Consider the following 22,555-nt stretch of genomic DNA (forward strand, 5'->3'; position numbering starts at 1 on the left):
CCGCGATCTTGGACGTTTCTTGGATATCCGAGGGGCCCGTCTTCGACGCCGGGTGCCTAGCGTCGGAGACATGAAGAAGCAGCTCGCCATCGCAGCCGGCATCGCCGGTGTGCTCGCCCTCGCCGCGGGCGGCGTCGCCGTCAACGCCGCCACGCTCAACGCCACCCAGACCAGCGACCTCGGCCGGGTGCCGGGCGTCGTCGTCGACGACCGCGGCACCGACTCGCCGACCTCGTCGCCCTCCGCCTCCTCCGACCCGAGCTCCTCTCCGACCGCGGAGCCCGGCGACGACAACCTGCCCCGCCACTCCGGCCAGGACGACGGCGCCGGCCACGACGTCGGCGACGACAACCTCCCGCGCCACTCCGGCCAGGACGACGGCGCCGGCCACGACGTCGGCGACGACCACGGCGGACAGTCCGGCAGCTCGGGCTCCGGCAGCTCGGGCTCCGGCAGCTCCGGATCGGGCTCCTCGCACTCCGGCGGATCGGACGACTCCGGTCACGGCGGCGGACACGGCGGCTCCGGTCGGGACGACTGAGCGCCGTCGCCCTCCGATCGCTCTGGGACGGCGATCGGGAGGCACTTCAGGAACGGCCGGACGCAGGGGCGTCCGGCCGTTCCGTCTGTCCGGAGCGGGGACGGTTCAGGCGTAGAGCCGGAGATCCGCCACGCTCCACCAGCTGCCCGACGCCGAGGTGGTGGTCACCCGCAGCCAGCGGGCGCTCGTCGTCGGGACGTCGACCCGGGTCAGCTGCCCGGCCCCGGTGCCCGAGGACAGCGACGTCCACGTCGTCCCGTCCGAGGACGCCTCCAGGCTCCAGCCGCGGGCGAAGTCGCCCGTGCTGTCGCCGCTGTCGATGGCGACCTGCCGGAAGCCCCGCGTCGCGCCGAGGTCGACCGTGAGCGACTGACCGGGCTCCTGCGAAGCACCCGTCGAGAACCGGGTCGAGGCGTCGCCGTCGACCGCGAGCGCCGCATCGGTGCCGATCGACGACGTCGCGGTCGCGCCGGCGATCGACACCGGGTGGAGGTCGTCGACCAGCGCCGCGGACGCCGCCCAGGTGAAGGTGGCGAGCGATCCGCCGGGCAGCGTGTACTCGAACGAGCGCCCGCCCTGGGCGACCGCGAAGGTGCGCGGGGCGTCGTTCTCGTTGTGCACGACGAGCGCGGTCGAGCCGTCCGGGTTGCGGAACGCGACATCCGTGATCTGCCCGTTCCAGCCCGTCGTGCCGAAGCTCGAGCTCGCGATGCGCACCGCTCCCGGCTTCACGAACTTCGACAGGTGCCCGATCGTGTAGTACTCCGCGTCCCTGCGCACCGAGCCGTCCGCCAGGGTCGTCACGACGCCGCTGCAGGTGTCGCAGCCGCCGAGGTGCGGCCCGCCCTGCTCGTCGAGCGCGAGGTTCCAGTTCGCGGTCGACTTGGCCCAGTTGCGGGTCACGCCGACGGTGATGGTACGGGCGTGCCACTTCAGCGTGTCCGAGAACACCTGCTCGGGCGGGTCGCCGGCGCCGTGCGAGCCGGAGCACTCGGTGAACCAGATGCCCTTCTGCGGGAACCGGTCGTGCAGCGCCGTCTGCGCACTCGGGTCGCCCGAGTAGCAGTGGTACGCGGTGCCGGCGATCCACTTCGCGGCGGACGACCGCAGCAGCTTCGCCGGGTAGTCGGTCTCCGGATCCTGCCCGGCGGGCGTCGTCGCGATGTCGCCGGGGTGCGTCGACCAGTTGTGGTCGTAGCCGAGGATCTTCGTGCGCGGGCTCGCGAGCTTCAGCAGCGGGCCGAGGTACGAGATGACCCGCGCCTCCGTCGCGACCGGCATGTCGGTGCCCGGGTACGCGGACGGCGCGCGGTTCTGCGGCTCGTTCTGCACGGTGATGAAGTCGACCGGCACGCCCTCCTTCGCATACGCCTGCGCGAACTTCGTGAGGTAGAGCGCGTAGGAGGCGGCGTAGGCCGGCGAGTCCTTGAGCTGCCCGCCGACGAGCGAGCCGGAGGTCTTCATCCAGGCGGGCGGGCTCCACGGGCTCGCCACGATCTTGAGCTGCGGGTTGAGCTGCTTCGCCTGCCGCAGCAGCGGGAGGATCTGCGCGCGGTCGTGCTGGATGCTGAAGTGCCGCTGCAGGAAGTCGGTCGACCCGGCCGGCACGTCGTCGTAGGTGTAGTGCTGCGCCGCGGCCGTGAAGTCGCTCGATCCGATCGGCTGGCGCAGCAGGCTCATGCCGATGCCGGTCGTCGGGTCGAACACGTCGCGCATGGTCGCGTCGCGCGTGGCCGTGTCGAGGCCCATGAGCACGGCGGCGGAGGAGTCGGTCAGCGCCGCCCCGAAGCCGTCCATGCTCTGGTACGAGGTCTCCGGATCGACGACGATGGTGGCCGCCGTCGAGCCGGACGTGGTGAAGGCGACGGGCGCCTGCTCGGTGAGCGCCTGGCTCCGATCGAGCGTGGTCAGCCAGACGCGGGCCTGGGGCGCGGTGGCCGGGGAGGACGGTGCCGACGGGGTCGCCAGCGCGGGTGCGGCGGCCAGCGCGCCGGACACCGCGAGGGCGGCGGCGGCGAGCGCCGCGACGGTCCGCGGACGGCGCGCGCGGTGCGGGGATGCGGGGTGCGGAGCGGTCATCATCGTCGACGCCTTCCGGGCCGCGCGCCGGTGCGCGGCCTCTACTCTGGGGAGACCGCGGGGCGAGGTCGCACCGCGGCGAGGTGGCCCCATGGTGCCACACTTGCTTACTGGATTGTAAGTATTCGGGCGGACCTCCGCGCGGATCGACGGCGGCAGGCGACCGCAGGAGGAGGCCCGCGTGAGCTCAGCGTCCGGCCGCGTGCCCGCCGCGGCCCAGGTGCGGCGCCCGCGCGCCCGCACGGCCGAGCGCCGCGAGGAGATCCTCCGCGCCGCGATGACCGTGTTCGGCGACCGCGGCTTCCGCAACGGCTCGCTCGCCGAGATCGCCGAGATCGCCGGCATGACGCACGCGGGCGTGCTGCACCACTTCGGGTCGAAGGAGGGGCTGCTGCTCGCACTCCTGGACTACCGCGACGCGAGCGGCGTCGCCGACCTCGAGGGCGGAGCCCCGCAGGGGGCGGCGTTCCTCGACCACCTCGTGTCGACCGTCGCGCGCAACGAGGGACGGCCCGGCATCGTGCAGACCTACGCGGTGCTCTCCGGCGAGGCCGTCACGGACGACCACCCGGGCCGCGACTACTTCCGCGGGCGCTACGAGGGGCTGCGCGGCATGGTCGAGCGCGCGCTGGCGGATGCGGCCGGCGCGCCCGCCGATCGCGAGGACGTGCGCGAGGGCGCGGCCGCGATCATCGCGGTGATGGACGGCCTCCAGGTGCAGTGGCTGCTCTCCGACGGCGCGGTCGGGATGACCGGCGCCGTCGAGCTCGTCATCGAGTCCATCGTCGAGCGGATCCGGTCGCGGTGAGGGTACTGGTGGCGTCGTCCGCGCTGCGGGGCGCCATGCCGACCGCCGTGCAGGACGAGGTCGCCGGCTGGTTCGAGTCCGCCGGCCCCGTGATCTTCTACCTCTCGGTGTGGGGCCTCGTCTTCGTCGGCACGGCGCTGCTGGTCGGCATCGTGCTGCCGTTCCTCAGCGGCGACTCCCTCCTCTTCGCCGCCGGGATCGTGGCCGCCTCGAGCGACCGGCTCTCGATCGTCGTGCTCGCCGCCGGCGTCGGCATCGCCGCCGTCGCCGGCGATCAGGTCGGCTACGCGCTCGGCCGGCGGCTCGGGCGCCCGTACCTGACGCGGCGGCGCGGGCGGTTCGCGCGGGCCGCGATCGCGCGGACGGAGCGGTTCTACGCGCTGTTCGGCTGGTGGTCGGTGGTCATCGGTCGGTACATGCCGTGGGTGCGCGTCGTCGTGCCGCCGGTGGCGGGCATCGCGGGGATGAGCTGGCTGCGCTTCGCGACCGCCAACGTCGTGGGGGCGCTGACCTGGGGCGTGCTCATCACCGTCGCGGGCTATCTCGTCGGCACGCTGCCGGTCGCGCGTCCCGCCGTCTACGCGGTGGCCGGCGTCGTCATCCTCGCGTCGCTCATCGCGGGCGTGCGCGCCTGGCGGCTCGACCGCCGGACTCGCCCCGCCTCGATGGCTGAGTAGCGCCGAGGGACGAGGGACGAGGGCGCGTCGAAGCCGGAGGACTCCGCGCCTACCGCCGCCGCCCGGTCCACTCCAGCAGGCGCTCCACGGGCCAGGTCGTGACGATCCGCTCGTCCGCGATGCCCGCGGCCTCCGCCCGGCGTGCCCCGTAGTCGATGAGCCCGAGCTGCCCGGGCGCGTGCGCATCCGAGTCGATCGAGAACAGGCAGCCCGCCTCGAGTGCGAGGGCGATGAGCTCGTCCGGCGGATCCTCGCGCTCCGGCCGCGAGTTGATCTCCACCGCGACGCCGGCCTCGGCGCAGGCGGCGAACACCGCCTCCGCGTCGAATTCTGACGGCGGGCGGGTGCCCCGGTCCCCGGAGACGAGCCGGCCGGTCACGTGGCCGAGCACGTCGACGTGCGGGTCGGCGATGCCCCCGAGCATGCGCCGGGTCATCGTGCGCCGGTCCGCGCGGAGCTTCGAGTGCACGCTCGCGACCACCACATCGAGGCGGTCGAGCATCCCGGGCTCCTGGTCGAGCACGCCGTCCTCGAGGATGTCCACCTCGATGCCCGCGAGCAGCCGCAGCCCGTCGTCGCCGCGGCCGGCGAGCTCGTCGAGCTGCTCGCCGAGCCGCTCGGCGCTGAGCCCGCGGGCGACCCGGAGGCGCGGCGAGTGGTCGGTGATGGCGAGGTACTCGTGGCCGAGCGATCGCGCCGCGTCGACCATCGCGGCGATCGGCGTCGTGCCGTCCGACCACTCGGTGTGCGCGTGCAGGTCGCCGCGCAGCCGCGCGCGGAGTCCCGTCGGCGCGGTGACGCCGGCGCGCTCGCGCAGGTCGGCGAGGTAGTCGGGCACGCGGCCCTCGAGCGCCTGCCCGATGACCGTCGCGGAGGTGTCGCCCACCCCGGCGATCGACCGCAGCCGGGACGGATCGCGGAGCGCGGCATCCGGTCGTCCCTCGATCGCCGCGGCCGCCGTGCGGAACGCCTTGGCGCGGTAGCGCGACGCCCGCTCGCGCTCGAGCAGGCTCGCGATCTCGAGCAGCGCCTCGCGCGGGTCCATGCGCCGACGGTACCCCGCCGCGCGACCGTGTCTCGCGCCCTTCTGTGCATTCCGCACCCGTTCGAAAGGGTGCGGAACGCACGGACGGGCGCGGAGCGGAGGCCGGGGTCAGGGCGTGCGCTGCGTCTCCGGGGTCGCGCCACGGCTCGTCGCCGCGAACCAGCCGACCAGCCCGCCGTCGGCGCGGATCACCTCGTACGGCCCGCAGCGCCAGACGGTCGGCTGCCAGAGGCCGCCCCCGGCGTTCGCGGGCTCGGGCACCCAGTCGGCGGTGAGCGACGGCATCCCGTGGCGCTGCCCGGTCGTGCAGCCGACCGGCTCGGTCGCGGGCGTGTCGACCCGGATGACGGCGTTCGTCTCGTCCGTGGTCGCGAGGTTGCGCAGGTCGGTCGCGTCGTCGGGGATCCACGACGGCATCGGGACGCCCGACCAGCCGCGCTCGGCGTCGGCGCGCGTCGCGAACGACTCGCGGTGCTGCTTGTGGAGCGCGTCCATGACCGGCGTGGCGAGCACGAGGGCGGCGACGGCGAGGCCGATCGCGACGAGCGCCGCGACGATGGCGATGAGACGGCCGCGACGGCTCGCGGGGCGCGCGTCCGAGGAGGGACGGAGGGGTGCTGAGGTCATGCGACCAGTCCAGTGCGCCGCAGGACGGACGGCGTCGGCCGCCCGCGCGATCCGGCTCCCCCGGCAGGATGATCCGGGCCGGGTACCGGCGCCACGACGCCGGTCGGCGAGCCGTCCGGAAGCCCGTCCGCGACCCGTCCCCGACTGGCGATCCGGGCTCGCGAAATGATACGTTTCAACCGCGCGGGCCGCCGCCGGCGCATCCCTCGACGGAGAGGCTGCGATGGAGCACCACGAGCGCGCGCTGGCGGCGTACGCCGACCGTGCGTCGCGGCGCCCCGAGGTGCTCGGCGTGCTGGCCACCGGCTCCGTCGGCCGCGGCACCGAGCGGCCCGACTCCGACATCGACCTCTACCTCGTCGTCACCGAGGACGCCTTCGCCCGCGCCGTCGCCGAGCACCGGATCATCTACGTCGATGAGGAGGGCGCCGACTGGGATCACGGCTACTTCGACATCAAGGTGATCACCCCGGCCCTGCTCGACGACGCGGCCGACCGCGGCGACGAGCCGATGCGCGACTCCCTCCGCATCTCCCGCGTCATCTGGGACCGCGGCGAGCGCCTCGCCGAGCGGATCGCGGCCGCCGCCGTGCTCTCCGACCGGGAGTGGGAGGGCCGCGTCGCCGCGCAGGTGCCCCAGGTCTGGCTGCACGCCGGCTACTTCCTCGAGTGCGCCGCGCGCGACGGCGACCCGTTCCTCGCCGCGTCGTCCGCCGTGCACGCCGTGACGGCCGCGCACCGCGCGATGCTCGCGCTGCACCGCACGCTCTACACCGGGCCGAAGCGCCTCCGGGCGGACGCCGCCGCGCTGCCCGGCCTGCCCGACGGCTGGCTCGCGCTGACCGACCGGGTGCTCGCCGAGCAGACGCCCGAGGCCGGCGCCGAGCTCATCGCCGTCGTGAACGACGCCGTGCGCGACGCAATCGGCGGCGAGCCCGACTTCGACGCCGCCCTGTCCGACTTCGTGCTCGACAACGAGCTCGCCTGGCGCACCCGCGCCGCCGTCCCCGAATACCGCTAGGAGAGCGATGGACACCGTCACCGCGACCGGCCTGCGAGCCGACCGCCGCACCGACTCCCCGTACACCTCGTCGACGACCCCGTCGCTGAGCTGGCGCGCCGAGACCGACGCCGCCGGATGGCGCCAGTCGCGCGCCGAGCTGCAGCTGACGACGCCGGCCGGCACCGCGACCGCGGAGGTCGACGGCGACGCGTCGGTGCAGGTGCCGTGGCCGTTCGCCCCGATCGCGCCGCGGGCCCGGGTGAGCGTCCGGGTGCGTGTGGAGGGCGCCGACGGCAGCGCCTCCGAGTGGTCAGCCCCGCTCGAGCTCGTCGGCGGCACGCTCGCCGACGGCGAGTGGAGGGCCGCGTTCATCGGACTCGACGACCCGGAGCCGAAGAAGCCGGCCGAGCTGCGCAGCACCGTGACGGTGCGCGACGGCCTGCGCGCGGCGACGCTCTACACCACCGCGCACGGCGCGGCGCAGGTGCGGATCGGCGGCGCCGCGGTCGACGACCTGCTGCTGAAGCCGGGCTGGACGAGCTACCCCTGGCGGCTGCTGCACGAGACGCAGGACGTGACCGCGCTCCTCTCCCCCGGCGAGCACGAGCTGCGGATCGAGCTGGCCGGCGCCTGGTGGACGGAGTCGTTCGGCTGGACCGGGCAGGACGCCGGCTTCTACGGCGACCGCCCCGCCGCCGCGCTGCAGCTGGTGCTCGACTACGACGACGGCTCGAGCGAGACGGTCGTCACCGACGCGAGCTGGGAGGCCGCGGGCGACGGTCCGCGCACCGCCAGCGGGATCTACCACGGCGAGGACGCGGATGCGCGCCGCACCGCCTCCGACTGGCGCGCGGTGCGCGTCGACGAGTCGGACCTCGTGCCGGTGCCGCGCAGCGGCCCGCCGGTGCGCGTGACCGAGACCGTCGCCGTGCGCGACGTGATCACCACGCCCGCCGGGAAGACCGTGCTCGACTTCGGCCAGAACCTCGTCGGACGACTGCGCATCCGCGTCGCCGGACCGGCCGGCACCGAGATCACCCTGCGCCACGCGGAGGTGCTCGAGCACGGCGAGCTCGGCACCCGGCCGCTGCGCGCGGCCCGGGCGACCGACCACTTCACGCTCGCGGGCACCGGCGACGTCGAGGACTGGGCGCCGGAGTTCACGTTCCACGGCTTCCGCTACGCCGAGGTGTCGGGCTGGCCCGGCGCGTTCGACCCGGCCGCCGTCACGGCGGAGGTCATCGGCAGCGACATGGAGCGCACCGGCTGGTTCTCGTCGTCCGATCCGCTGCTCGACCGACTCCACGAGAACGTGGTGTGGGGCATGCGCGGCAACTTCCTCTCCGTGCCGACCGACTGCCCGCAGCGCGACGAGCGCCTCGGCTGGACCGGCGACATCCAGGTCTTCTCGCCGACCGCGAGCTTCCTCTTCGACTGCGACGGCTTCCTCGCGAGCTGGCTGGAGGACGTCGCGCTCGAGCAGGCCTCCGACGGCGGCATCGTGCCGTTCGTCGTGCCGAACGTGATCGACCGGGGCGTGCCGGCCGCGGCCTGGGGCGACGCCACCTGCGTCGTGCCGACGGTGCTCTACGAGCGCTTCGGCGACCTCGAGGCCCTCCGCCGTCAGCTGCCGTGGATGGAGGCCTGGACCTCCGTGCTCGTCGAGCGCGCCGGCGACCGGATGCTGTGGGAGGACTCGTTCCAGTTCGGCGACTGGCTCGACCCGGACGCCTCGCCGCACTTCCCGGCCGACGCGAAGACCGACAAGGACATCGTGGCGAGCGGGTACCTCTACCGCTCGGCCGACCTCACCGCCCGCGCGGCGGCGACGCTCGGCGAGACGGCGATCGCGGAGCGCTGGGCCGACGTCGCCCGGCGCGTGAAGGCCTCCTTCCTGCGCGAGTACGTCACCGACGCGGGCCGGATGCTCTCGGACGCGCAGACCGGCTACGCGATGGCGATCCACTTCGGCCTGTACCGCGACGACGCGCAGCTCCAGGCGATGGGCGACCGGCTCGCCGCGCTCGTGCGCGCCGCCGGCTACCGCATCGGCACGGGCTTCGTCGGCACGCCGGTGATCGCCGACGCGCTGACCGTCACCGGCCACGTCGCGGAGGCCGGGCGCCTGCTCACGCAGACCGAGAACCCGTCGTGGCTCTACCCGGTCACGATGGGCGCCACGACGGTATGGGAGCGCTGGGACTCGATGCTCGAGGACGGCACCATCAACCCCGGCGAGATGACCTCGTTCAACCACTACGCCCTCGGCGCCGTGGCGGACTGGATGCACCGCTCGCTCGCGGGCCTCGCCCCGGCGGAGCCCGGCTACCGCGTGCTCGAGATCGCGCCGCATCCGATCTCCGGCCTCGATTCGGCGCGTGCCGAGCACGTGACGCCGTACGGCCGCGCGAGCGTCTCGTGGCGCATCGAGGGCGGGCGGATGACCGTCGGCGCGGTCGTGCCGCCGAACTCCTCGGCGCGCGTGACGCTGCCGGGGCGGGAGACCGTGGAGGTCGCCGCCGGCACGCACGAGTGGACGGTCGACGCGCCGGACCTCGGCGGCGTCCCGGCGGCGCCGACCCTGCAGTCGTCGCTGGCGGACGTGATCGACGACCGCGAGGCGTACGAGCTGGTCCGCGACACCGTGCTCGAGCTGTCGCCCGACGCCGTCGCCCACTGGAAGCACGTGAAGTGGACGCCGGGACGCCCGTTCCGCGACGCGCTGCCGATGCACCGCCACTCGGACGTGGTCGAGCGGGTCGAGGCCGTGCTCGGCGACCTGGCGGAGCGCCGCGGCCGCTGAGCGCCGCGCGCGCCGAGGGCCGCAGCACGAGGAGGGCCGGGACGCCGAGCGTCCCGGCCCTCCTCTCTGTCCGCCGGACACGACGCAGACGCAGACGGCGCCCCGAGGGAGTGCTTCCCTCGGGGCGCCGTCGGCGTCCGCGTCGTGCGCGCTCAGCCCTTCACGGCGCCGCTCGTCAGGCCCGCCACGATCTGCCGGTTGAAGAAGATGTAGAGGATCAGGGGCGGGATCGTGATGAGCAGGATGTCGGTGAACAGCAGGTTGTACTGGTTCACCGATCTGCTCTGGAATTGATACAGCGTGAGCTGCACGGTCGCGTTGTCGTCGCCGGGCAGGAAGTACAGCGGCCCCGCGAAGTCGTTGAACACCGCCACCGACTGCACGACGATCACCGTCACGATCACCGGACGCAGCAGCGGCAGCACGACGGTGAAGAAGAGCCGGAGCACGCCGGCGCCGTCGATCACGGCCGCCTCGTCGAGCTCCTTCGGGATGGTCGCCACGAACGCCCGGAACAGCAGGATGCAGAACGAGAGCCCGAACGTCGCCTCGATGAGGATCATGCCGGGCAGCGTCTTGAACAGGTGCAGCCCCTGCAGCACCCAGACCGTCGGCACCACGGCCGGAGGCACGATGAGCCCCGCGAGCACGAAGAAGTTGACGATCGGGTTGAGCCGCGACGGACGCCGCTGCAGCACGTAGCCCACCATCGCGGCGAACACGACCATGAGCGTCACGCTGAACACGGTGAGGATCGCGCTGTTGACGAACGCCCGCCCGATGATGCCGTCGTTCGTCTGGATGACGGTGACGAGATTGTCGACGAAGGCGAACTCCGTCGGCCAGGAGAACCCGAGGAGGTTCGCCTCCGTCGACGTCTTGAACGACTGCAGCAGGATGAAGACGAACGGCACGAGGAACACGACGACCGAGACGACGATCGCGATCGTGCCGACGACGACGCGTCGGATGGCGAGGGCCCTCACAGGTCCACCTCCCGGCGGTTGAGCAGCCGCGTGACGGGGATCATGATCGCCGTCACGACGATGAACAGGATCACGTTGCCGGCGGTGGAGAGGCCGTAGAACCCGGCTTGGTACTGCTTGTAGATCACCGACGCGATGACGTCGCTCGTGAACCCGGGACCGCCGTTCGTCGTCGCCCAGATGAGGTCGAACGACCGCAGGCCGCCGATGAGCGACAGGATGATCACGGTGCCGGTCGCGGGCATCGACAGCGGCAGCGTGATGCGCCGGAAGATGTTCCAGCTGCTGGCGCCGTCGACGCGCGCCGCCTCGAAGTACTCGGTGGGGATCGCGACGATGCCGGCCATGAAGATGAGGGTCGCGATGCCGACGCCCTTCCAGACGTCGATCGCCGCGACGGTGAGCAGCGCCATCTTCGGGTCGGTCAGCCAGCCGGGTCCGGCGATGCCGATCGTCTCGAGGAAGCCGTTGATCACGCCGTGGAACGGGTCGAGCAGCGACTTGAACGTCAGGCCGACGCCGATCGTGGAGACGAGCACCGGGAAGAACACGACGGCCCTGAGATACCCGCGGCCGATGATCGGCGAGGTGAGCAGCAGCGCGAGCGCCATGCCGATCACGACCTTCGCCGCCGACGTCACGAAGCCGTAGATGAACGTGTTGATGAAGCCCTGGTAGAGCTGCTGCTCCTGGAAGAACTGCACGAAGTTGTCGAACCCGATGAAGGTGACGTCGAACAGGGTCCAGCGGGTCAGGGCGAAGTAGAAGCCGGCGAACGTCGGCACCGCGAAGAACACGATGTAGAGCGCCGCCGCGGGGATGTAGAACCACGACGGGTAGAACGTGCGCAGCCCGCTCCGGGACGGCTTCCCGGGGCGTCGCGCGGCCGCGACCGGCACGGTCGCGGCGGTGGTCGTTGCAGTCACAGCGGAGGATCCTCCTCGGGTCGGGAGAGGGGCCGGCGGGTTCGTCCCGCCGGCCCCTCGGTCAGCGTCGGGGGCGGGCTACCAGCCCTTGAGCCCCAGCTGCTGGGCCTGCTTCTTCACGTCGTCGTCGTAGAGCTTCGCGCCCTGCTCCGCCGTGCTGATGCCGGATCCGACCTGGACCGTGATGGCCGGGAGGCCCGGGCCCTTCACGGGCGAGAGGAACTCGAGCGCCGGGCTCGTCTTCTTCTCGTCGAAGTACTTCTGCAGATCATCGATGAGCGCGGGCGAGTCGTCCGGCACGGTGCAGGCGCTCGTCACGAACGGACCCGACGGCACGCCGGTCTGGCTCTGGGCCTTGCAGCCCTCCGGGGTGAAGAGGAACGCGACGAACTTCTTCGCGGCGGTCAGCTTGTCGCCCGTCGTGGTCTGCGGGATGTACCAGGCGCCCGGCTCCCAGATGGTCGCCGCGGTGTCCTTGGCGTCGTCGGCCGGCAGCGCGAAGAAGCCGATGTCGTCGACCTTCTCGGGCTGGTCCTGGAACACCGAGCCGATGGACGCCGAGAGCATCGGGTACTGCACCGCGTCGCCGTCGGCGAGCAGCTTCATGCCCTGGGCGTTCGTGACCGAGGCGAAGTCGGCGTTGAAGTACGGACGCGCCTCCTCCTGGTGCTTGAAGCCCGCGAGCGCGGGCTCGTCGGAGTACTTCTCCTTGTTCGCCGTGTAGTTGTCGGCCCACTTCGGGTCCTGCGTCGCGACGTTGGCGAAGTCGCCGAGCACGAAGAGCTGCGCGGTCCAGTCGTCGCCGTAGGTCTGCAGGATCGCGGTCTTGCCGGCCGCCTTGATCTTCTTGCTGTTGTCGATGAACTCCGACCACGAGGTCGGCACCGACAGTCCGAGGTCGGCGTAGACCTTCTTGTTGTAGAGCACGCCGCCGCCGAACGAGGTGCCGGTCGGTGCGCCGTAGACGCCCTTGTCGGTCTTCACCGTGGCCTTGAAGTCGTCGGTGACCGTGGACTGCCACTTCTCGTCGGACAGGTCGACGAGGGTCTGGTCGGGCTTCAGCACCTGGAACAGCGATCCGGTGTTGTAGTTGAAGACGTCGGCCATCTCGCCGGTGGCGAGCTTGGTCTTGGTGAGGTTGTCGCCGTCGGTGCCGGCGGGCTGCGTGTCGAGCTTGACCGTGATGTCGGGGTTCTTCTTCTCGAACGCCGCGATCATGTTCTTCGCGCCCTTGACGGTCGCGTCGTCGTTCTGGGTCAGGAACGTGATGGTGACCTTGCCGTCAGTGCTGCCGCCACCGGAGCAGCCGGTGAGCGCCGCAGCGGCGAGCGCCATCCCGCCGGCGACAGCGGCCACGCGGATCAGGGTGGTGCGAGGGAGCATGCTTTACCTCCTTGTAAAGCCCCGGGCAGGGGTGGACCGCCTCGAAATTGAAACGGTTCAATGCCCTGAAGATAGGTCCGCGCGGGAGCCGTGTCAAACCTCCGAGCGACAACGATCGGATAACGCGTCGCGCACGGGATCGCTGGAGCAGAGACATCCGACAGACGCCGGATCCGCAGCGGATCAGCGGCGCGAGCGGGCGAGCAGCAGCACGAAGTACGGGGCGCCGATCAGCGCGACGAGCAGTCCGGCCGGGATCTGCGACGGCGAGATGACCGTGCGGCCGATGAGATCCGCACCGGCGAGGAGGGCCGCGCCGCCGATCATCGCGACCGGGATGCTGCGGCCGTGCCGCGCGCCGACGAGCGCCCGGGCGGCGTGCGGCGCCACCAGGCCGACGAAGCCGACGACGCCGACGGCCGAGACGCTCACCGCGGAGAGCACGGCAGCGGCGGTGAGCAGCACCAGCCGGGTGCGCTCGACGCGCACGCCGAGACCGGAGGCGAGGTCGTCGTCGACCGCCACGAGGTCGAGCTCGCGGCGCAGCACCATCACGAGCGGCACGGCCACCGCGACCGCCACGAGCACCGGGATCACCTCGGGCCAGCTGCGGCCGTAGGTGGTGCCGGAGAGCCAGGTGGCGATCTTCGGGGTGTCGAACGGGCTGGACCGCACGAGCAGGAAGCCCGAGACGGCTCCCGTGGCCGCCGCGACGCCGACGCCGACGAGCACCAGCCGGTCGGCCTGCAGCCCCCCGCGGCGCGCGAGCAGGTAGACGACGGCGGCGCTGACGAGGGCGCCGGCGATCGCGGCCCCGATCATGGCCGGCGTGCCCCCGCCGGTCGAGGTCACGACGATGACGGCGCCCAGGCCGGCGCCGCCGGTGATGCCGAGCAGGCCGGGCTCGGCGAGCGGATTGCGCGTCGAGGCCTGCACGAGCGAGCCGGCGAGGGCGAGCGCGGCGCCGGCCACGAGCGCGGCCGCGACCCGCGGCGTCCGCTCGTCGAGCGCGAACCGCACGACGGGCGCGCCCTGGTCCTGCAGCCACAGCACGACGTCGCCGAGCAGCAGCGGCGTGCTGCCGAGCAGCAGCCCGCCGACGGCCACGCCCCCAGCGAGCAGCACGGAGAGCACGAGCACGACCGTGAAGCGCGCGCCCGACCGCGGGCCGGCGGGCAGGCCCGGCGGGCGGCGGGTCGGCCCCGCGTCGCGGCTGCGGGCGGCGAGCGCGATGAGCACGCCGGCGCCGACGAGGGTGGTGGCGATGCCGGTGGGGATCTGGATGGCGCGGTCGGCGCCGAGCAGCCCGCGCAGCAGGGCATCCGCGCCGATCACCGCGAGGGCGCCGAGCAGGGCCGCGGCGGGGATGAGCACGACGTGCCGCGACAGCGCGGGCACGAACCTGCCGAGGAGCCGGGCGACGACCGGGGCGAGCAGCCCGACGAAGCCGATCGGGCCGGCCACCGTGACCGCGGCCGCGGTGAGCAGCACGGCGAGCAGCACGCCGATCACGCGGGTGGAGCGCACCGGCACGCCGAGTGAGGCGGCCGCATCGTCGCCGACGGCGAGCAGGTCGAGCCGACGGGAGAGCAGCAGCGCGGCGACGACGGCGAGCACGACGAGCGGGCCGGCGAGCAGCACCGCGTCGGGGCCGAGCTGGCTCAGCGAGCCGCTCCCCCACGCGTAGAGGCCGATGGTGCGCTGCGAGAACAGGATGAGCAGGGTCGTCGTGCCCGCCTGCAGCGCCAGCGCGACGGCCGATCCGGCGAGGATGAGCCGCGTCGTCGATCCCCCGGCACCGCCGGCGAGCGCGAGCACGAGACCCGCGGCGAGCAGTCCGCCCGCGAAGGCGACGGCACCCGAGGCCCAGACCGGGATGGCGAGCCCGAACGCCGCGACGGCCGTCACGGCGAAGTAGGAGCCGCCCGTGACCGCGAGGGTGTCCGGCGAGGCGAGCGCGTTCCGCGCGATGGACTGGAAGACGGCGCCGGCGACACCCAGGGCGGCGCCGACGAGCAGCCCGGCGCCGAGCCGCGGCAGCCGCGACTGGGTCAGCACGTCGAGCGCGTGGGCGTCCGACCCGGTGAGCGCGCGGAGCAGGTCGGCCGGTCCGATCGCCGAGGTGCCCTGGCCGAGGTGCACGAGGGCGACGGCCCCGAGCACGACGGCGAGCCCGAGCAGGAGCGCGAGCGCGCCCGGCCGCCGGGGTCGCGTCGCCGCGGCGGGCCGCGCGACGCGGTCCTCCGTGGCGGCGTCCTCGCGGAGGCCGGGCGCGCCCACGCTCACTTCGTCAGGACGTCGACGTAGGCGTCGATGATCTGCGCGGCCGAGCGGGGGCCGCCGAACGTCCAGATGCCGGTCGGGAAGCCGTCGACGCGGCCCTCCTTCACGGCGGGGAGCGACTGCCAGACGGCGTTCGCCTCGAGCTGCGGCATGATGTCGCTGTCCGCGTCGGTCGTCGTCGTGTGCAGCAGGGTCGCGTCGCCGACGGCGAGCAGCCCCTCGAGGTCGGTCTGGCCGAGGCCGTAGGCCGCATCCGTCTCGCCGGTCCACGCGTTGCGCAGGCCCAGCTCCTCGCCGAGCGCGCCGATCAGCGATCCGGAGCCGAACGGGCGGATCGTGATGTTGCCGCCCTGGATCCAGCCGTCGAAGTAGACGTAGTCGGTGACGGACGGTGAGGCCGACTCGATCTCGGCGGTCGCGTCCGAGACCTTCTGCTCGAACTCGGCTCGCAGGTCCGCGGCGCGGTCCTCGCGGCCGAGGGCCTTGCCGATGAGGTCGACGGTGTCGAGCATGTTGCCGACCGGGTCGGCCGCGTCGGCGCCGGACGTGACGAGCACCGGCACCTTGTACTTCTCGAGCTGCTTCAGCGCCTCGTCCTGGTCGCTCGCGGCCTCGACGATCACGAGGTCGGGGTTCGTGGCGAACAGCGTGTCGAGGTTCGGCTCGCCGCGCGTGCCGACGTCCTTCACGCCCTTCGGCAGGGTCTCCGCGGTGTCCCAGGTGCCGAAGCCCTCGACGTCGGAGACGGCGACGGGCGTCGTGCAGAGCGCGAGCACGTCCTCCGTCTGCTGCCACTCGAGCACGGCGACGCGCTTCGCCGGGGCGTCGAGCTCCACGGTGCGGCCGGCGGCGTCGGTCAGGGTCACGGCGCCGGTGCTCGGCTCGCCGGCGGTGTCGCAGCCGGCGGAGCCGCTCGTGGTGAGCGCCGCCACGTCATCGGCCGCGGCCGTCGTCGAGGTGGTGCCGCACGCGGTGAGCGCGCCGAGCAGCAGGGTGGCGCCGAGGGCGGCGGCCACGACGGATCTCCGGGTCATGTGTCCTCTTCCAGGGGATGGTGGTGCCGCGCGCTCAGCGCGACGCGGCGATGCGGCGGCCGCGCGCCTCGAGGCGCAGACGGCCGGTGGCCGGGTCGGTCCCGGCCTCGATCGGGATGCCGTACACCTCGGTGAGGTGCGCGCCGGTCAGCACGTCGGCGGGCTCCCCCGCGGCGCGGACGCGCCCCTCGGAGAGCAGCACGACGCGGTCGGCGACGTCGGCGGCATGGCCGAGGTCGTGCAGCACGACGCCGACGGCCGTGCCGTGGTCCTCGGCCAGCTCGCGGAGCAGGTCGAGGGTCTCGACCTGGTAGCGCAGGTCGAGGTGGTTGGTGGGCTCGTCGAGCAGGAGCACGCCGGTGTCCTGCGCGAGGCAGGTGGCGAGCCAGACGCGCTGGAGCTCGCCGCCCGAGAGCCGGTCGACCGGCCGGTCGGCCATCCGCCCGATGCCCGTGAGCGACATGGCGCGGTCGATGGCCGTGCGGTCGTCCGGCGTCAGTGGGGAGAACCGCCGACGGTGCGGATGGCGGCCGAACGCGACGACGTCGTGCACGTCGAGACCCGAGGGCTGCGGGCGGGACTGGGCGAGCAGCGCCACGCGGCGGGCGAAGCCGCGAGCCGTGAGCAGCGCGGCATCCTCCGCCTCGGCGGCATCGTCGTCGGCGAGGGTGACCGAGCCGGACTCGACCCGGTGCAGCCGGGCGAGCGCGCGCAGCACGGTCGACTTGCCGCTGCCGTTCGGTCCGAGCAGCGCGGTGACGCGCCCCGGCTCGATGGCGAGCGAGACCCCGTGCACCACGCGCGTCGAGCCGTAGCCGATCACGAGATCGGCGCCGGCGAGTCGGGTCGAAGTCACATAGGCAAGCCTAACCTCACTGAGGGCGGCCTAACCAAATCGAGCGCCGTCGGGGCACAGCCGTGTACCCCTCGAGGGCGAGCGATGGGCGGGCGAGATGCGCCTGCGAAGCGGATCCCCCGCCGAGACGAGAAGGGGCAGGGCCCTCCGACCCGAACGGAGGAGCCCTGCCCGAAGTGGCGTCTGCGCTCTCGTATCCGAGAGTGCCAAGAGGTCGGTGTCGCAACCCGAATGCCACATCGGCCTCTGCCGTTATCGACTCTAGGACACATGTGCCGACATGAGAGGCCCGAATTCGGGGGACATGCCACCGCACCGCCTGGGGTACAGCCGTTTCCGTTCGGGTGGCTTCGGAACCACTCGGACATGCCGCCCACGTCAGGGTGTCGGCGCACCGCCGTCGACGTGCAGCGTCGAGCCGGCCACGAAGCTCGACTCCGCCGACGTGAGGAACACGTAGGCGGGCGCGACCTCCGACGGCTGCCCCCAGCGCCCGAGCCCGAATCCCTCCGGCGAGGTGGCCAGATCCTCGAGCGGCTGCCCGGTCGACACCTGCAGCGGGCTCCAGATCGGACCCGGCGCCACCGCGTTGACGCGGATGCCCTTCGGGGCCAGCTGCGAGGCGAGCCCCTTCGCGAGGTTGTTCACCGCCGCCTTGCTCGCCGCGTAGTCGACCATCGCGCCGGACGGGAAGTACGCCTGCACGGACGTCGTGGTCACGATGGTCGAGCCGGGGCCGAGATGCGGCAGCGCGGCCCGCACGATCCGGATCGCGGACAGCACGTTGACCGCGAACACCCGCTCGAGCTGCTCGTCGTCGACGTCGGCGAGCGACTCCCGCCAGCGCTGCGTCCCGGCGACGAGCACGATCGCGTCGAGCCCGCCCAGCCCGGCCAGCGCCTCCTGCACCAGCCGCTCGCAGTAGGCGGGATCGGACAGGTCGCCCGGCAGCAGCACGGCCGAGCGCCCGGCGCGGCGCACCTGCTCGGCGATGTGCTCGGCGTCCTCCTGCTCGTCCGGCAGGTACGACAGCGCGACATCGGCGCCCTCGCGCGCGAAGGCGATCGCGGTCGCACCGCCGATGCCCGAGTCGCCGCCCGTGATGAGCGCGCGGCGGCCCGTCAGGCGACCGGTGCCCCGGTAGGTCTCCTCCCCCAGGTCCGGTTGCGAGTCCATGCTCGCGCCGAGCCCGGTGCCGGCCTGATCGCGGACGGTCTGGACCCGGCCGGCGTGCATCCGCGTGGGGTCCTGGAAGGTGTACTGATCGGCCATGAGGGCACGCTAGGGGCGGGATGCCCCGCGGCGCATCCCCTTCTCCGGCGACACCCGGCTCAGGCCGTCAGCGCGGCGTCGATGAATGCGACGTCGTCCGCTCCGAGCGGCAGCCCCGAGGTCGCGGCGTTGGCCTCGACCTGGGTCGGGTTCTTGAACCCCGGGATCACGACGGCCCGCTCCGACTGCGCGAGGCAGTACTGCAGCGCCATGCGCAGCAGGTCCTGGGTCGACGAGCCGAAGCGCTCCTCGAGGGGGCGCAGCCGCTCGCGCAGCGCGAGCAGCCCCTCGCGCGTGAACTGGCGGTTGCCGGCGCGGATGTCGCCCTCGCCGAACGCCGGCGGATTCTCGGGATCGAACTTGCCGATCACCAGACCCTGGGCGATCGGGCTGAACATCACGAGGCCGAGGTCGTGCTCGTCGGCGTAGCGGATGACGTCCGCGCGCTCCGGCCCGTCCTGCGCGCTGAGCGCGTTGTACTGGAACTGGATCACCTCGGCCTGCGTCGTCGGGAGCGTCCGCTCCAGCTCGTCGACCCGGCCGGCGGACTGGCCGATGACCCGGATCTCGCCCGCCTGCTTCGCCGCGAGCAGCACCTCCGCCGCGCCCTCCAGGTAGCGGTCGTCGGCGCCGAAGTCGGGGTTGTGGAAGTAGTAGAGGTCGATGTGGTCGGTGCCGAGATTGGCGAGCGACTGCTCGAGCTGGTTGCGGAGATGACGCGCCTCCATCGGATGCGCCGCCGTGCCTTTGTGGTAGCCGGCCTTGCTCGCGATGACGACCGACTCGCGCGGCACGTCCTGCAGCAGCCGGCCGATCAGGCGCTCGGAGTGGCCGTCGCCGTACACGTCGGCGCTGTCGAGGTGGCTGATGCCGAGCTCGACGCCGCGGCGGAGACCGGCGAGCGAGAGCTCGTCGTCGTTGCCGCTCCAGCCGACCGGGTTGCCGTCGCGGAACGACGGCCCGCCGATCGCCCAGCAGCCGAGGCCGATGTCGCTGACGCTGAGGCCGGATCGGCCGAGGGTGCGGTACTCCATGTGCGGCTCCTTCGCCGGGTGGTGCTCGTCGTCCGAGTGCGGATCGCCGCGTCATTGCTACGTGGCAATCCGAGTGCCACCCTAGCGATCGGCGACCCGCCGCGCTGGCCGGACCGTCGGATCAGAGCGTGCCGGACCGGGCCCGCTTCCACTGGTCGACATCGACGAGGCCGTCGACGAGCTCGTCGATTCGCGCGAGCTCGGCGTCGCTGAAGTCGAGGCGGTCGAGCGCCCCGACGTTCTGCTCGAGCTGCTCGACGGACGAGGCGCCGACGACGAGCGACGTGACGCGCGGGTCGCGCAGCGCCCACGCGAGCGCGAGCTGCGCGAGGCTCTGCTCGCGCTCCTGGGCGATGCCGTTCAGCTCGCGCAGCCGCTCGATCACGTCGTCGGTGAGCCACCGGGTGCGGAACGAGGTGCCTCGGCTCGCGCGCGAGCCCTCCGGGATGCCGTCGAGGTACTTGTCGGTCAGCAGGCCCTGGGCGAGGGCGGTGAAGCCGATCACGCCCGCGCCGGCCTCGGCGGCGGCGTCGAGCAGCCCCTCCGTCTCGATCCAGCGGTTCAGCATCGAATAGGAGGGCTGGTGGATGAGCAGGGGCGTGCCCTCCGCGCGCAGCAGCTCCGCCATCCGCGCGGTCCGCTCCGCATCGTAGGAGGAGATGCCGACGTAGAGCGCCTTGCCCTGCCGCACGGCGGTCGCGAGCGCCGCCGCCGTCTCCTCGAGCGGGGTGTCGGGGTCGAAGCGGTGCGAGTAGAAGATGTCGACGTAGTCGAGCTGCAGCCGGCGGAGCGACTGGTCGAGCGAGGCGAGCACGTATTTGCGCGAGCCGCCGCCGGCGCCGTACGGGCCGGGCCACATGTCCCAGCCGGCCTTCGTCGACACGACGATCTCGTCGCGGTACGGCGCGAGGTCGTGCGAGACCAGCCGCCCGAAGTTCTCCTCCGCCGACCCGAACGGCGGACCGTAGTTGTTCGCCAGGTCGAAGTGCGTGATGCCGAGGTCGAACGCGCGCCGGGTGATCGCCCGCTGCGTCTCGAACGGCCGGTCGTCGCCGAAGTTGTGCCAGTAGCCGAGGCTCAGCAGGGGGAGCTTCAGCCCGGACGAGCCGGTCCTCCGGTACTCCATCGTTCCGTCGTAGCGGGCGGGATCGGCGGCGTAGGCGTCCATGCACCCAGCCTGCCCGATCCCGGGGACGCGCCGCCGAGCTCGGAGGGCGTTCCCGGGCTGGCGCGACCGCCGACGGCCCGGCTCAGTCCTCGTACCCCGCAGGGCCGGGGTGCGCCAGCACGACCGGCAGCTCGGCGACCCGCAGGCGCGCGGAGCCGTACGGCACCAGCTCGTGGTGGTCGAGCACCGACGGGATGAGCACCGGGCCGTCCGGCGGCGGCGCGGCCTGCGCGCCGTCCCAGCCCCACGCGTCGACGCGGCCGGTGCGCACGCGCAGTCGCACGGGCGCCGAGTCGCGCTCCCAGGGCACCTCGCCCGACGGCGTCCGCTCGATGGTCCAGGTGTCGCGGGTGCCGCGCGGGTCGACGACGCCGATGTTCCAGACGCCGCGCGGATGCACCTCCCAGTCGCCGAGCCCGCGGGACGGCAGCTCGCGCCACTCCTCCTTCACGGGCAGCACCAGCGAGAGCGGGCCGAGGCGCACGCCGATCGCCTGCCGCGGACGCCGGATGATGCGGGGCGCCATCGGCAGCACCAGTTCGAGCACCTGGCCGTCGCGCCAGTCGCGCTCGACCGTCACGTACCCGTCGACCGGCTCGACCGCGAGCTCGGCGCCGTCGAGGCGGAGGCGAGCGTCGTCGCACCAGCCCGGGATGCGGAGCGCGAGCGGCGCGGTCACGGGCTCGTCGGCGTGGATCGTCACGCGGATCGTCTCGTCGAACGGGTACTCGGTCTCGACCTCGAGCCGGAGCCGGCCGCCCGGCAGCTCCGCGTCGACCGCGCACGGAGCCCACGCGATCGCGCGGAGGCCGCCGGCCGCGGTGGCCGACCAGAGCGATGTCACGAGCTTCGGCCAGCCCTGGTGCAGGTTCGCGGTGCAGCAGCCGAAGTGCGGCTCCAGCCCGAACAGGTTCGCGTCGTCGGAGGAGTACGACCAGGGCCGGTGCGCGACGGTGCAGGAGAGCTGGGTGGCCTGCTGGTGGTACTGGTGGCCGCGCATCCGGGCGTCGCTGGACGACGGGAGCAGGTTGTAGGCGAGCGTCTCGAGGCGGTCGCCGTGCACGCCGCTCGGGAACGCTCGCGCGATCACCTCCTGGGTGAACATCGCCTCGACGACGAGGCAGGTCTCGACGCCCGCCGTCGCCTCGGTGCCGCCGAGGAACTCGTCGCCGGAGAACCAGCCGTGCACGAGCCCGTGCCAGCGGTCGAGCTCCGCCATCGAGTGCTCGAGCTCGGACCGGTGCACGTCGTCGCCGTCGCGGAGCCAGGCGACCGCACCGGTCTTGAGCCCCATCGCGACGTTGACGCCGTGCGTGCGGTGGTCGAAGAACTTCTGCTTGCCGGAGACGAGGTCGTGGCGCAGGTAGTGCTCCCAGTCCTGCGTCTGCGCGGCGACCACGTCGACGAGCTGGAGGATCCAGGCGACGTCCTCACCGCGCGCCGCGACGCGGTCGTGCAGCCACCACACCGTGAGGGCGAGGTCGGCGCCGCGCACGCGGCCCCATCCGCTCAGCGGACGACCCGGCATCTCCGCGAGCGCGTGGCGCAGGTACCGCTCCACGAGCGGCTCGACGCGGTCGTCGCCGGTCGCGTCCGCGTGCTGCGTCAGCACCTTCAGCGCGACCATGCGCGGCCACCAGTCGTCGTTCGACGTCGGGCCGAAGAAGCCGTCCTGGCGCTGCGAGCCGAGCATCCACTCGATCCACGGCGCCGCGAGCGCGCGCAGCCGGTCGTCGTCGAGCGCGTGCGCGAGCGGCACGAGGCCGTCGAGGTAGTACGGCCCGCGCTCCCAGTCCTCGCCGTCGCCGCCGAGCCAGCCGCTGTCCGGGCCGACGTCGGGCCACACCTCCTCGAGGCGTCCGGTGATGTTGTCGGCCTGCAGCCGGAGCTGCCGCTCCAACCAGCCGCGCGGGCGGATGCGTCCGGGCGCGAGCGCGCGGTCGGCGCGCTCCGAGCCGGGGGCCGATGCGGAGTCGGCGGGCTGCGGACGGGCGGCGGGCACGGAGGTGCTGTCGTCGGTGACGGTCACC

General features: G+C 73.1%; 18 protein-coding genes. 5 read left to right on the forward strand and 13 right to left on the reverse strand.

The genetic code is table 11. The features are described from left to right. Positions 1-70 precede the first annotated feature (70 nt). Entirely contained in the window at positions 71-541 is a 471-nt protein-coding gene (locus AC1RSJ_RS13935; RefSeq protein ID WP_493119028.1) for a hypothetical protein, read from the forward strand. 105 nt (positions 542-646) lie between these two features. Here the strand turns inward: AC1RSJ_RS13935 and AC1RSJ_RS13940 are convergent, their stop codons facing one another. After that, entirely contained in the window at positions 647-2,623 is a 1,977-nt protein-coding gene (locus tag AC1RSJ_RS13940; protein ID WP_493119029.1) for a discoidin domain-containing protein, read from the reverse strand. A gap of 178 nt (positions 2,624-2,801) precedes the next feature. On the opposite strand from AC1RSJ_RS13940, the gene AC1RSJ_RS13945 reads away from it, so the two are divergent. Both AC1RSJ_RS13945 and AC1RSJ_RS13950 read left to right on the forward strand, forming a co-directional pair. Next, complete coding sequence (locus AC1RSJ_RS13945) at positions 2,802-3,428, forward strand: TetR/AcrR family transcriptional regulator (protein WP_493119030.1); 627 nt, start codon at positions 2,802-2,804, stop codon at positions 3,426-3,428. Further along, complete coding sequence (locus AC1RSJ_RS13950) at positions 3,425-4,105, forward strand: DedA family protein (protein WP_493119031.1); 681 nt, start codon at positions 3,425-3,427, stop codon at positions 4,103-4,105. The genes AC1RSJ_RS13945 and AC1RSJ_RS13950 overlap by 4 nt, the downstream gene beginning before the upstream one ends. A gap of 49 nt (positions 4,106-4,154) precedes the next feature. Here AC1RSJ_RS13950 and AC1RSJ_RS13955 read toward each other — a convergent pair whose 3' ends face one another. After that, on the reverse strand, positions 4,155-5,150 hold the full coding sequence (locus tag AC1RSJ_RS13955) for a PHP domain-containing protein (protein WP_493119032.1): 996 nt from the start codon (positions 5,148-5,150) through the stop codon (positions 4,155-4,157). 108 nt (positions 5,151-5,258) lie between these two features. Beyond that, positions 5,259-5,777: a hypothetical protein gene (locus tag AC1RSJ_RS13960; RefSeq protein ID WP_493119033.1), complete on the reverse strand. Its 519-nt coding sequence runs from the start codon at positions 5,775-5,777 to the stop codon at positions 5,259-5,261. A 223-nt stretch (positions 5,778-6,000) separates the two neighbouring features. Here AC1RSJ_RS13960 and AC1RSJ_RS13965 point away from each other — a divergent pair, with 223 nt between their 5' ends. Next, positions 6,001-6,798: a nucleotidyltransferase domain-containing protein gene (locus AC1RSJ_RS13965; protein ID WP_493119034.1), complete on the forward strand. Its 798-nt coding sequence runs from the start codon at positions 6,001-6,003 to the stop codon at positions 6,796-6,798. Positions 6,799-6,805: 7 nt separating this feature from the next. Beyond that, the gene (locus AC1RSJ_RS13970) at positions 6,806-9,583 is read left to right on the forward strand and encodes an alpha-L-rhamnosidase (RefSeq protein ID WP_493119035.1); all 2,778 of its coding nucleotides are present in this window, start codon (positions 6,806-6,808) and stop codon (positions 9,581-9,583) included. 152 nt (positions 9,584-9,735) lie between these two features. Here AC1RSJ_RS13970 and AC1RSJ_RS13975 read toward each other — a convergent pair whose 3' ends face one another. The 10 genes from AC1RSJ_RS13975 to AC1RSJ_RS14020 form a co-directional block, all read right to left on the reverse strand. Further along, positions 9,736-10,569 carry a carbohydrate ABC transporter permease gene (locus AC1RSJ_RS13975; protein WP_493119036.1) on the reverse strand — a complete coding sequence of 278 codons (834 nt, stop codon included), beginning with the start codon at positions 10,567-10,569 and terminating at the stop codon, positions 9,736-9,738. Next, complete coding sequence (locus AC1RSJ_RS13980) at positions 10,566-11,495, reverse strand: carbohydrate ABC transporter permease (RefSeq protein WP_493119037.1); 930 nt, start codon at positions 11,493-11,495, stop codon at positions 10,566-10,568. The genes AC1RSJ_RS13975 and AC1RSJ_RS13980 overlap by 4 nt, the downstream gene beginning before the upstream one ends. Positions 11,496-11,573: 78 nt before the next feature. Next, the gene (locus tag AC1RSJ_RS13985) at positions 11,574-12,878 is read right to left on the reverse strand and encodes an ABC transporter substrate-binding protein (RefSeq protein ID WP_493119038.1); all 1,305 of its coding nucleotides are present in this window, start codon (positions 12,876-12,878) and stop codon (positions 11,574-11,576) included. Between the two features lie 183 nt (positions 12,879-13,061). Then, entirely contained in the window at positions 13,062-15,158 is a 2,097-nt protein-coding gene (locus AC1RSJ_RS13990) for an iron ABC transporter permease (protein WP_493119039.1), read from the reverse strand. 2 nt (positions 15,159-15,160) lie between these two features. Next, positions 15,161-16,195 carry an iron-siderophore ABC transporter substrate-binding protein gene (locus AC1RSJ_RS13995; protein WP_493119040.1) on the reverse strand — a complete coding sequence of 345 codons (1,035 nt, stop codon included), beginning with the start codon at positions 16,193-16,195 and terminating at the stop codon, positions 15,161-15,163. 34 nt (positions 16,196-16,229) lie between these two features. Further along, positions 16,230-17,051, reverse strand: a complete 822-nt coding sequence (locus AC1RSJ_RS14000) for an ABC transporter ATP-binding protein (RefSeq protein ID WP_493119041.1) — start codon at positions 17,049-17,051, stop codon at positions 16,230-16,232. Between the two features lie 378 nt (positions 17,052-17,429). Continuing rightward, on the reverse strand, positions 17,430-18,323 hold the full coding sequence (locus AC1RSJ_RS14005; RefSeq protein WP_493119042.1) for an SDR family oxidoreductase: 894 nt from the start codon (positions 18,321-18,323) through the stop codon (positions 17,430-17,432). A 59-nt stretch (positions 18,324-18,382) separates the two neighbouring features. Beyond that, entirely contained in the window at positions 18,383-19,357 is a 975-nt protein-coding gene (locus tag AC1RSJ_RS14010) for an aldo/keto reductase (RefSeq protein WP_493119043.1), read from the reverse strand. Positions 19,358-19,478: 121 nt separating this feature from the next. Beyond that, a complete protein-coding gene (gene mgrA, locus AC1RSJ_RS14015; protein ID WP_493119044.1) occupies positions 19,479-20,525 on the reverse strand; it encodes an L-glyceraldehyde 3-phosphate reductase in 1,047 nt (348 codons plus the stop codon). A gap of 82 nt (positions 20,526-20,607) precedes the next feature. Continuing rightward, positions 20,608-22,554 carry a glycoside hydrolase family protein gene (locus AC1RSJ_RS14020; RefSeq protein WP_493119045.1) on the reverse strand — a complete coding sequence of 649 codons (1,947 nt, stop codon included), beginning with the start codon at positions 22,552-22,554 and terminating at the stop codon, positions 20,608-20,610. Position 22,555: the final 1 nt, after the last annotated feature.

Source organism: Schumannella sp. GW821-FHT10F01, assembly GCF_058809295.1.

Coding starts and splice junctions, on each gene's coding strand:
- AC1RSJ_RS14005 (WP_493119042.1), bottom strand. CDS start 18,323: ATGGCCGATCAGTACACCTTCCAGGACCCCACGCGGATGCACGCCGGC.
- AC1RSJ_RS13955 (WP_493119032.1), bottom strand. CDS start 5,150: ATGGACCCGCGCGAGGCGCTGCTCGAGATCGCGAGCCTGCTCGAGCGC.
- mgrA (WP_493119044.1), bottom strand. CDS start 20,525: ATGGACGCCTACGCCGCCGATCCCGCCCGCTACGACGGAACGATGGAG.
- AC1RSJ_RS13985 (WP_493119038.1), bottom strand. CDS start 12,878: ATGCTCCCTCGCACCACCCTGATCCGCGTGGCCGCTGTCGCCGGCGGG.
- AC1RSJ_RS13965 (WP_493119034.1), top strand. CDS start 6,001: ATGGAGCACCACGAGCGCGCGCTGGCGGCGTACGCCGACCGTGCGTCG.
- AC1RSJ_RS13995 (WP_493119040.1), bottom strand. CDS start 16,195: ATGACCCGGAGATCCGTCGTGGCCGCCGCCCTCGGCGCCACCCTGCTG.
- AC1RSJ_RS13935 (WP_493119028.1), top strand. CDS start 71: ATGAAGAAGCAGCTCGCCATCGCAGCCGGCATCGCCGGTGTGCTCGCC.
- AC1RSJ_RS14010 (WP_493119043.1), bottom strand. CDS start 19,357: ATGGAGTACCGCACCCTCGGCCGATCCGGCCTCAGCGTCAGCGACATC.
- AC1RSJ_RS13970 (WP_493119035.1), top strand. CDS start 6,806: ATGGACACCGTCACCGCGACCGGCCTGCGAGCCGACCGCCGCACCGAC.
- AC1RSJ_RS13940 (WP_493119029.1), bottom strand. CDS start 2,623: ATGATGACCGCTCCGCACCCCGCATCCCCGCACCGCGCGCGCCGTCCG.
- AC1RSJ_RS13960 (WP_493119033.1), bottom strand. CDS start 5,777: ATGACCTCAGCACCCCTCCGTCCCTCCTCGGACGCGCGCCCCGCGAGC.